This window comes from Micromonospora maritima (genome assembly GCF_902825405.1).
In the GTDB taxonomy this organism is placed as follows: Bacteria; Actinomycetota; Actinomycetes; order Mycobacteriales; family Micromonosporaceae; genus Micromonospora; species Micromonospora maritima.
In genome coordinates, this window is the sequence record NZ_CADEAU010000246.1 from 1 (window position 1) to 8107 (window position 8107).

Here is an 8107-nt window from a genome sequence, read left to right on the forward strand (position 1 = left end):
CTCTTCCGATCTCGGGCGTCGGGTCCGGCTCGGCCGGCGGCGCGGGCTCGGGTGCGGCCGGCGGGTCGGCCGGGTTCGTGGTGTCCGGCTCGGCGGTGGCGTCCGGCGTGGCGGGCTCGGTCTTGAGCAGGGCGAGCAGTTCACCGGCCTTGGGTGCGCCGATGCGGAACTCGCGCATCAGCCGGTTGCGCGACGGGAACGCCTCGCCCTCGGGCAGGTCCAGGGCGCGGGCGGCCGGCAACAGGTCCTCGATCGGCTGCGGATAGCGGGTGCCGTTGATGGTCGGGGCAGTCATGACAGGTGGCCTCCGGTCGGGCGAATAGGGCGGCAGGCTGGGACAGGTGGCCTTCACTGGCGGTGGTCTGCTAGGCGGCCCGGTCGATTCGGTTGCCGTCGAGCAGGGCGCGAGCCTCACGCAGGACGCGGCGCTGCGCTCGGCGGATGCGCTGCCAGTCCAGGTCGCTCGGGTGGCCGTCGCCGGTCACGATGGCGATCTGCGCGTCGAGCAGCAGGATTTCCGCCTCGATCAAGGGCATCTCGCCCTCGATCGCGGCCAAGTCGTCGGCGGTCGGTTCGGGTGTCGGGAAGGGCTTGGAGCGGGTCACCTCGTGTCCTTTCGCGTGCCTCGCATCTCTTGCGAAGCGCTTGTCTGTTGCGCAACAAGGTAGCGATACGCGGGTCTGTTGCGCAAGTAGGTAGCGGTATGTTGGTGCGATGAGTGATGCCCGAGATGTGCTCTCAGCAGCGACGAAGCGCTACCAGAGGACCGAGGCGGCTCACGAGGCCGCCCGCGATGCCGTAGTGGCGGCTGTCCTCGCTGCCCTTCGTGAGGGCGTCGGCCCTTCCGAGGTTGAGAGGTTGTCGCCGTTCAGCGGCGCGTACATCCGGAAGTTGGCGCGCGAGAACGACATTCCGCCGGCGCCACCAGGGCCGAAGCGTGCGGGCTAGCTGGCGGGCCGCAAGGCGTAGTTGCCGGCGTCGACCAGGCCGTGAGCCAGGGCGGAAGCCTCCATGTCGTCGATGGCGCGGGCGGGGATCACGAACCGTCCTCGAACCTTGATGGCCGGGAACTGCCCGGCGTGGATGGCTCGGTAGAGAGTCACCTCCGACATGCCGAGAAGCGCAGCAGTGTCCGCGACGGACCGGAAGCGGGGGCGCTCCTGAACACGGGCGAGGGGTTCAGCCACGGGAGTCTCCTCAGTAGTCTGATGTGGCGAATGGCTTTCTGATATCCAGTGAAGTCGAAGTCGGACGGCGCGCCCATGCAAGGCAGGTGCAACCGTGCGGCAAGCCGATGCAACGAGCGCGGGGACCACGATGGCAGCGGTGGATCAGTGGACGGGGCGTCTCGCCTGCGCGCTGCAAGCCGCCGCCGGCATGACGAACGAGGGATTCGCCGGGTGGCTGGGCATCGCAGTCAGGACGGTCGCGTACTGGCACAGCCGGCCGGAAACCGTGCCCGGAACCGCGAATCAGGAGGTACTGAGCGCTGCCTTCGATCGACTCTCGGACGCAGTGAGATCACGTTTCCTCCACCACCTAAACAGCGGGGCTGGCAAGGAAGGAAGCCTCAGCGGTGGCCATGCTGTTGGTGATGTCGTGAGCGACGCTGCCGACGCAATCGCCAATGACTCGCTTTTGTCGAGCATCGGGGTACCGCACGAGTCGATCGAGGCATTGCGGCAGGACATGGCACTGCTGGCCAGGTCTGGCGGGATGGCTGCCTTCGACACGTTCTCAAGCGCGCGCCGGCTGCGTGACGAAGCGCGAGCACTCGCTGAGCGGACGCGTCGGCCGGGGGAGTTGGCCGACCTGTTCGTGGTCATCGGCCAGGGTGCGTCACTCATGGCCTCTACCGCCTTCGACCTCGGGCACTGGAACGAGTCGGCGGCGTTGGCCAGGGCGGCCACCCAGTACGCGGATCTCGCCGGCCACGCGTCGTTGAAGGCGTGGACATACGGCCTGCAAATGACGCTGGCGAACTGGCGCAGTGAGCCGGATGCTGCCCTGAGCTACTTCGAGCGAGCGATGCGCGCGGCGCCTGACGGCGAACCGAGGCTGAGGCTGCGCTACATCGCCGCTCGCTCCCACGCCCTACTTGACGACTCGGAAGCGGTGGCTGCGGTGCTGGACGCTGCCCAGCGGGACCGGGAGGCGGCAGAGGGTCGGCCCGACGAACTGGCTACGTCGACCGGTGGGGAGTTCGCATTCGGAGATGCCCGCGCCGCGGCTTGCGCCGCTGCTGCCTGGCTCGATCTCCGGAACGGCGACCAAGCTGCGAGGTACGCCCGTAAGGCGTTGCGCGTCTACGAAGCGTTGCCGGCTGTGAGGCGGCCGTACTCACAGATCAGCGGGACGAACATCGACGTAGCCGCAGCTCACCTCCACATGCGGGACAAGGACGGCGCTGCGGAAGCTCTGCGTACCGTTCTCGAACTACCTCCCCACAAGCGCAACGTCTCGCTGACTGGCCGGCTGGCCCGGATCGAGCGTCTGCTGATCGAAGCGCCGTGGAGCGGCGACGCCGAGGCGCGGCAGCTCGGCGAGCGCATCGCGGTGTGGCTGTCGGAGACCTCAGCTCGACCGCTCACCTGAACGGCGCCATGCCGCCAACACCTCTGCTTCCTTCTCCGGGCTGATTCCGATCTCGGCAGCGCGGTCATGGCTGCCGATGTCCCCGCTATCGACCAACCACCGCCAGGTGTCCCGCACGGTCTGTTCGAGCGGGCGGGTGCGAAGACCGGCGGCCTGCGCCGCGGTGGTGTCGACGTTCCACACACCGTCGAAGGTGCGCCAGAGCGGCAGCTCGGACCACTGCCGTACGCCCTGCCCGAGCAGGAAGCCATCTGGCACCCACGTGAAGGACGCATCCGTGTGCGTCGAGTCGGCGCAGTGCGCGAGCAACTCTCCGAAGGTCGCGCTGCCCCTGGGGGCGCAGACGTTAAACGCGCCGGACGATTGGTCGCTGATGGTCCGCAGGGTGAAGGCGGCCAAGTCGCGGACGTCGACCGGCTGAATGGTTCGGGCTGGGGAGCCTGGGGCCAGCACCTCCCCGCCAGCGGCTACCCGGCGCAGCCACCAGGGCAGGCGGCCAACGTACTCACGCGGGCCAAGCACCACACCGGGGCGCAGGATCGTCGTCCGGTCAGCCCCAAACGAAGCGACTGCCGCCGCCTCGCAACCGGCCTTCTGGTAGCCGTAGCGTGTCGGTCCGTCCTCGGTGTCGGTGCCATAGTCTGGGCCGGCGTCCGGCGGACAGTAGAGCACCTCGGATCGCTCACTGAGCGGCTTGACCGGCCAGCCCTGGTACACGCTGAGCGTCGACATGAAGACGTAGCGATCAGCGACCGGCGCGAGCGCCCGTGTGACGCCGAGGGTGTTGCTCGGCACGTACCCCGAGGTATCGACAACCGCATCCCACTGACCTGCTTCAGCAAGAGTGGCGACATCCCTGGGTCGGGTTCGATCGCCCTCGACGCGGCTAACAGCCTCCGAGAAGGGGGTCGAGGTGCCTCGGTTGAACGTGGTCACCTCCCACCCAGCATCTACAGCAGCCGCTACGATCGCGTGGCCTATGAACCAGGTTCCCCCAAGTACGAGCAAGCGCATTGCACCATCATGCATCGGGCGTGCCGGCTCGGATGGGCGGGGCGTCCCTTGGTTCGCTCCACCATGGATGGCCGGCGGGGAGGAATTGTGTGGCTTCGTAGATGGCAAGGTCGACTTCAGATGCTCTGGTGGCGTACGCGCTATCACCTCTGGACAAGGTGGAAAAATGGCAGCCTTCTTGACCGCGGCGACGTAGGAGATTATGACAAGGTCTACTTCCCCTTGGAGTCCGGGGATGGTGGACCGTCGGGCGAGAGCATGTGGGCTGAAAAACTGGATCGCGGTTTATACCGTCTCGACAATAATGGGTTTTTCGCGAAGGTGTCCAGGGGTGACGTCGTCCGCGTTCGTGTCAAGTGGCCAATTCTGGAGGTTGTAGAAGTCGTCGACCGGAAGCGTCGTACTGTTCGAATATCTTTCGAGCTGCCTTGGCCAAACAGGGCGGAAAGGCAGACAATACGCGAGGCTGTCGAGCCTCAGGACGGTGAGATCGAGTGGGCGCAACCGAACCTACTCACAATCAGCTTCCCGAAAGGCAAGGATCCATATGCTTTGCTGGAGGGTGTGCTTGGGGAGAATGCTCGCATTCTAGAGGTGGACTCGACTGGCTAATCGCCTTCGGGCTGCCTCGGCTGCCAGAACGACGCCGGCAGTCCAATTGGTTGCTCGCCTTCGGTGTCCTCGAAGGTAAGGCTCGCTGATTCATAAGAGGCGTATCTGAAGGAGGTGACTCCTTTGCTGAATTCCGCATGATTGAAGTCGACTGATCCGGCTCTGAATGCTGCTCTATCGAACCGAACGTCTCCGTCGGTGAAATGCGCTCCTGAGAAGTAGACGGAAGCGCCACTTAGGAGGGCTCCTTGGAAGTTGAGGTCTGCCCCGTCAATCCTGAGGCGTGTGAAGTCAAACCTACCGCCATTTAGTTCGGCACCCCCGAAGTCGATCACACCCTCTCTGTACCATCCGGAAAACTCTACCTTTGTCGACCCCTTGAACAGGGCCCGCTCAGCGACAAATGTTCCGAAATCTTCATCTAGGGGCTGGCTGACAATAAGGGTGCCGTCGGAGAAAGTGGCTCCAGTAACGTCGAAGAAGGTGCCCTCCCTAAGGCCTCTTAATAAATAGATGTCCGAGTCGAAAAGGGCGCGTTGAAGGTTGAATGCGTAACCTTGCCAAGAATCGGTGCCGGAGTTTTCAAGGTGGGTCATGATGGACGAGAGGATAGTTTCGCGCACCTCTCGCTCTCCAGTTGGAATTTCCTCATCTTCGGAATGCATTCGGTAATATGCACAGAGAACGTCAATGCATGTTTGTCGTTCCTCCACCCACTCGTCCGCCAGTCTCGCCAGGGCGTAGACGCCAGCAAGTCGAACGGCTGCCTTGTCGTTGCCAAGCTGATCCGCGGCGTTCTGATACCTGGAAGAAAGATGTTCTGAGTCGGCTCGCCGGCTGGCAGCTTCCTCAACCCGCTGTTTTCGGTAGGCGTATACGGCAGCGAAGACGCCCGCCGCAAGCCCTGCGGCGGCGATTGTGCTTCGTGTTAATTCGTAGATGTCATTGGAAGTAAGTCGCTTGCTCGAAAGGCGTAAGGGCCAAAGGCTATCTACGGCACCACGTAGACGGGCAAGCAGCAGGAAGGTCGACGCCGCAAGTGCGATGGCCGCTGTAAGGGACATTAGTAGCGCAATAGAAAAGCGCAGCATGCGTGGAGCATGTCGGCCTTGTGTGGCCACTGGCTCCGAACCGAACACGAGCGACTTTGTGGTCGTGCGTATCCGAAAGAGCGATCTCGCCGTAAAGCGCTTTGCTCGTTGCAGGGGCGAGTCGCTTTTGGGTGGCTTCCCCATGTTTTCCACCTGTATCCGACGGCTTTCCTTGTCGGGCGGCAGCATAACTGTGATTGATCGCCCGCTGTACCGTCGCCATGCCTCCGGGACTCGACCCTCTACGCCTGCCGGCCACCACCGGTGGCCGTGTGCGAGACGGTTGTCCTTCGCCCACGAGCCACGTCGACCAATCCCTCTGCAGCTAACAGAGCCAGCGCGCGATGCGCGGTGCTGGTAGCGACGCCATGTTTGGCCGCCAGCTCGGCAACGGTAGGCAGCGGATCCCCCGGGTACGCCCGACCAGCTTTGATCTCCTGACGGAGCGCATCAGCGATGGTCTTGTGCGGGCTGCTCTCGGTAGGCATCGTTGTTCCACTTGGCCGTGGCGGCATCCGGGCGGCTAGCGTCCCGGCAGCCCGCTGGTCCGACTCCGACAGCCAGGCGGCGTACACCCTGAGCGTCGTTGTTCCGCCACCTCCGTGCCCAAGCCGTCCCGCGACCGTCCGCACGTCGACACCAGCGTTAATCAGCTCCGTAGCCGAGTAGTGGCGGAGCGCGTGGATGTGGCTGTCGATGCCGAGTCGGCTGGCGAGCCGGCCGTACCGCTGAGTGATGGTGTCGGGCCGGTAGCCGCGGCTGTTGTCCGGCTCGGGGGAGAAGACGTAGTCGGCAGGGTCCGCGTCCGCGCCGAGCTGGGCCAGGCGGTCGACGTACCGGCCGTGCAGCTCGCGCAGCACCTCGATCGTTTCCGGGTCGAGCGCCACCCGCCGCTGTTGGTGCGTCTTAGTGTCTTTCTCCTGTAGCTGGCCGTGCTCATCCAGGTAGGCACTGCGCCGCAGCGTCAGCACACCGGCGGCCAGATCGAGATGGTGCCAGCGCAGCGCGGCCAACTCGCCGCGGCGGGCGCCGGTCGTCATGGCGAGCCAGACCAACGCACCCCAATCCGGGTCGCGCCACGCCTCGCTGATGATGCGGGCTGCGTCGGCCGGACTCGGCGGTTGCGGGTCGGGATGCGGCGGCGCGGGTGGCTCGGCCTGGCCGGCAGGGTTGACGGCGATCCAGCGCCACCGGACCGCCCGGCTGAGAGCACCACTGAGGATCCAGTGGACTTGCCGCACCGATGAAGCGCTGAGCGGCTTACAGACGTGCGGCCGGCACTTCGCGGTGCAGGCGTGCTCGCCCTCCACGCGGTGCTTCACGTGCGCCTTGCCGCCGCACCAGTCGCGGCAGCGGCGCAGGCTCGCGTAGAACGACTCCAACGTCTCGGCGTCGAGTCGGCCGACCGGCAGCTTGCCGAGCACCGGCCGTACGTGCTTGTTGAGCTTGTTCACGTAGCCCATGCGGGTTGTGGCCTCGATGTCGGCCACCTCAAGCCACCGGTCTAGGAGCTGGTCGAGCGTCGCGCGAGTGCGTGGGTTGCGCCGCTCGTCCACTTGGGCGAGCAACCGGGTTCGCGCCTTCTCGGCTTCCTTGGCGGCGGTGCGGCCGGCGGGGATGACCTCGGTCAGGTAGTGCCGCTTCCCGCTGATCGGGTCGACGCCGGCATAGACCTTCACTCGCAGTGACCCGCTGGGAAGAGTTTCGATCTCGCCGCGTTGGCGCTTGGTGCGTCCGTTCGAGGCTGCCACGGGGCCACCGTAGCGCGCTCGCACCACGAATAGCCCCACGCGCGCCGTTCGGGAAGGCAAAGTGCCTGTGCGCCCGGCAGGATTCGAACCTGCGGCCTTGGGATTAGAAGTCCCCTGCTCTATCCGCTGAGCTACGGGCGCGCGCCGACGATCGTCGCGCCAAGAGGGTACCGCCGGCTCCGGCCCGCCCGGGGGTACGGGTCGGCGCGTCCACGTCGTCGCCCAGCGTCCCATGCCGGGGCCTCGCCCGGCATCCCGGTTCCGGCGGGTCCCGGGCCGGCGGCCACGGCGCGGTCCGTACCCTCGGCGGATGCTGCTCGACCAGGAAACCGAGAACGAGATCGTCTTCGAGCTGTGCCAGCTGCTCGGGCGGGCCATCCTGCCGGTCACCGGGTCGGCGGGGCCCGGCGCGGCGGCCGGCGCGGTGGGCACCGCCTTCTTCTACAGCGAGTTGGTCGGCGCGACCGACGACGGGGAGATCGCGCACGAGTGGCTGCTCACCGCCGACCCGGTCACCCGGTCCCCGTACGGGGAGATCGGGCTGCGGCCGAGCGTCACCGATCCGGCCGAGGGGGCGGAGGAACCGATCGAGCTGCCGGGCTTCGCCGACCACTGGCTGCACCTGCCGGAACTGGGGCTGGCCGCGATGCCCACCGGCGGGCTGCACGGCTACGCCGACGACCGGGGCTGGCGCTGGCGTACCCAGCAGGTGACCGAGGCGGTGGCCGCGCCGGCCGACGCGATCGCCCGGATCGGCGCCGCGCCCGGCTCGGCGTTCGTGCTGGCCCTCGGCGTGGGGGAGGACGGGTCGCGGCCGCTGGAGGCGGTGGTCGAGCGGGTCGCCCGGGACGGCGACGAGGTGCGGGTCACCCGCGAACTACCGCCCGGGTACGTGGGCGCGCCGGTGTTCGCGGTCGAGGCCGGGCCGGACGGCGGGCCGGCGTTGCGCTGCCTGGGCGTGCTGCTGCCGCCCCACGCGGGCGGGCATCCGGTCGCGACCTTCGACCGGATCCGGGCGGCGCTCGCCGAGATGGTCGAGGGGTG

The 8107-nt window shown here is 66.6% G+C and carries 8 protein-coding genes, 1 tRNA gene and 1 pseudogene; 3 read left to right on the forward strand and 7 right to left on the reverse strand.

The genetic code is table 11. The annotated features are described in order from the left end of the window. From HUW36_RS34545 to HUW36_RS35210, 3 genes and pseudogenes are all read right to left on the reverse strand, one after another. Positions 1 to 295, reverse strand: a pseudogene (locus HUW36_RS34545) (ABC transporter permease); the annotation flags it as partial. Between the two features lie 70 nt (positions 296 to 365). Beyond that, positions 366 to 605: a DUF6284 family protein gene (locus HUW36_RS20315; protein ID WP_174529621.1), complete on the reverse strand. Its 240-nt coding sequence runs from the start codon at positions 603 to 605 to the stop codon at positions 366 to 368. Positions 606 to 944: 339 nt separating this feature from the next. Next, positions 945 to 1112 (reverse strand): hypothetical protein, encoded by a 168-nt coding sequence (locus HUW36_RS35210; protein WP_246248243.1) that lies wholly within the window; start codon positions 1110 to 1112, stop codon positions 945 to 947. Between the two features lie 214 nt (positions 1113 to 1326). On the opposite strand from HUW36_RS35210, the gene HUW36_RS20325 reads away from it, so the two are divergent. Further along, entirely contained in the window at positions 1327 to 2595 is a 1269-nt protein-coding gene (locus HUW36_RS20325) for a hypothetical protein (protein WP_246248244.1), read from the forward strand. Here the strand turns inward: HUW36_RS20325 and HUW36_RS20330 are convergent. Then, positions 2575 to 3609: an NAD-dependent epimerase/dehydratase family protein gene (locus HUW36_RS20330; RefSeq protein WP_174529623.1), complete on the reverse strand. Its 1035-nt coding sequence runs from the start codon at positions 3607 to 3609 to the stop codon at positions 2575 to 2577. The two genes, HUW36_RS20325 and HUW36_RS20330, sit on opposite strands and share 21 nt — an antisense overlap. Before the next feature lie 120 nt (positions 3610 to 3729). On the opposite strand from HUW36_RS20330, the gene HUW36_RS20335 reads away from it, so the two are divergent. After that, positions 3730 to 4221, forward strand: coding sequence for a DUF4265 domain-containing protein (locus HUW36_RS20335; protein ID WP_174529624.1), 492 nt, complete (start codon positions 3730 to 3732; stop codon positions 4219 to 4221). On the opposite strand, the gene HUW36_RS20340 is transcribed toward HUW36_RS20335, so the two are convergent. From HUW36_RS20340 to HUW36_RS20350, 3 genes are all read right to left on the reverse strand, one after another. After that, positions 4218 to 5312 carry a hypothetical protein gene (locus tag HUW36_RS20340; protein WP_174529625.1) on the reverse strand — a complete coding sequence of 365 codons (1095 nt, stop codon included), beginning with the start codon at positions 5310 to 5312 and terminating at the stop codon, positions 4218 to 4220. The genes HUW36_RS20335 and HUW36_RS20340 overlap by 4 nt on opposite strands. A 242-nt stretch (positions 5313 to 5554) precedes the next feature. Then, positions 5555 to 7063: a tyrosine-type recombinase/integrase gene (locus HUW36_RS20345; RefSeq protein WP_246248245.1), complete on the reverse strand. Its 1509-nt coding sequence runs from the start codon at positions 7061 to 7063 to the stop codon at positions 5555 to 5557. A 68-nt stretch (positions 7064 to 7131) separates the two neighbouring features. Beyond that, positions 7132 to 7204 (reverse strand) — tRNA-Arg (locus tag HUW36_RS20350). A 169-nt stretch (positions 7205 to 7373) separates the two neighbouring features. Here HUW36_RS20350 and HUW36_RS20355 point away from each other — a divergent pair. Further along, a partial coding sequence (locus tag HUW36_RS20355) for a hypothetical protein (RefSeq protein WP_174529627.1) occupies positions 7374 to 8107 on the forward strand: 734 nt, incomplete at its 3' end.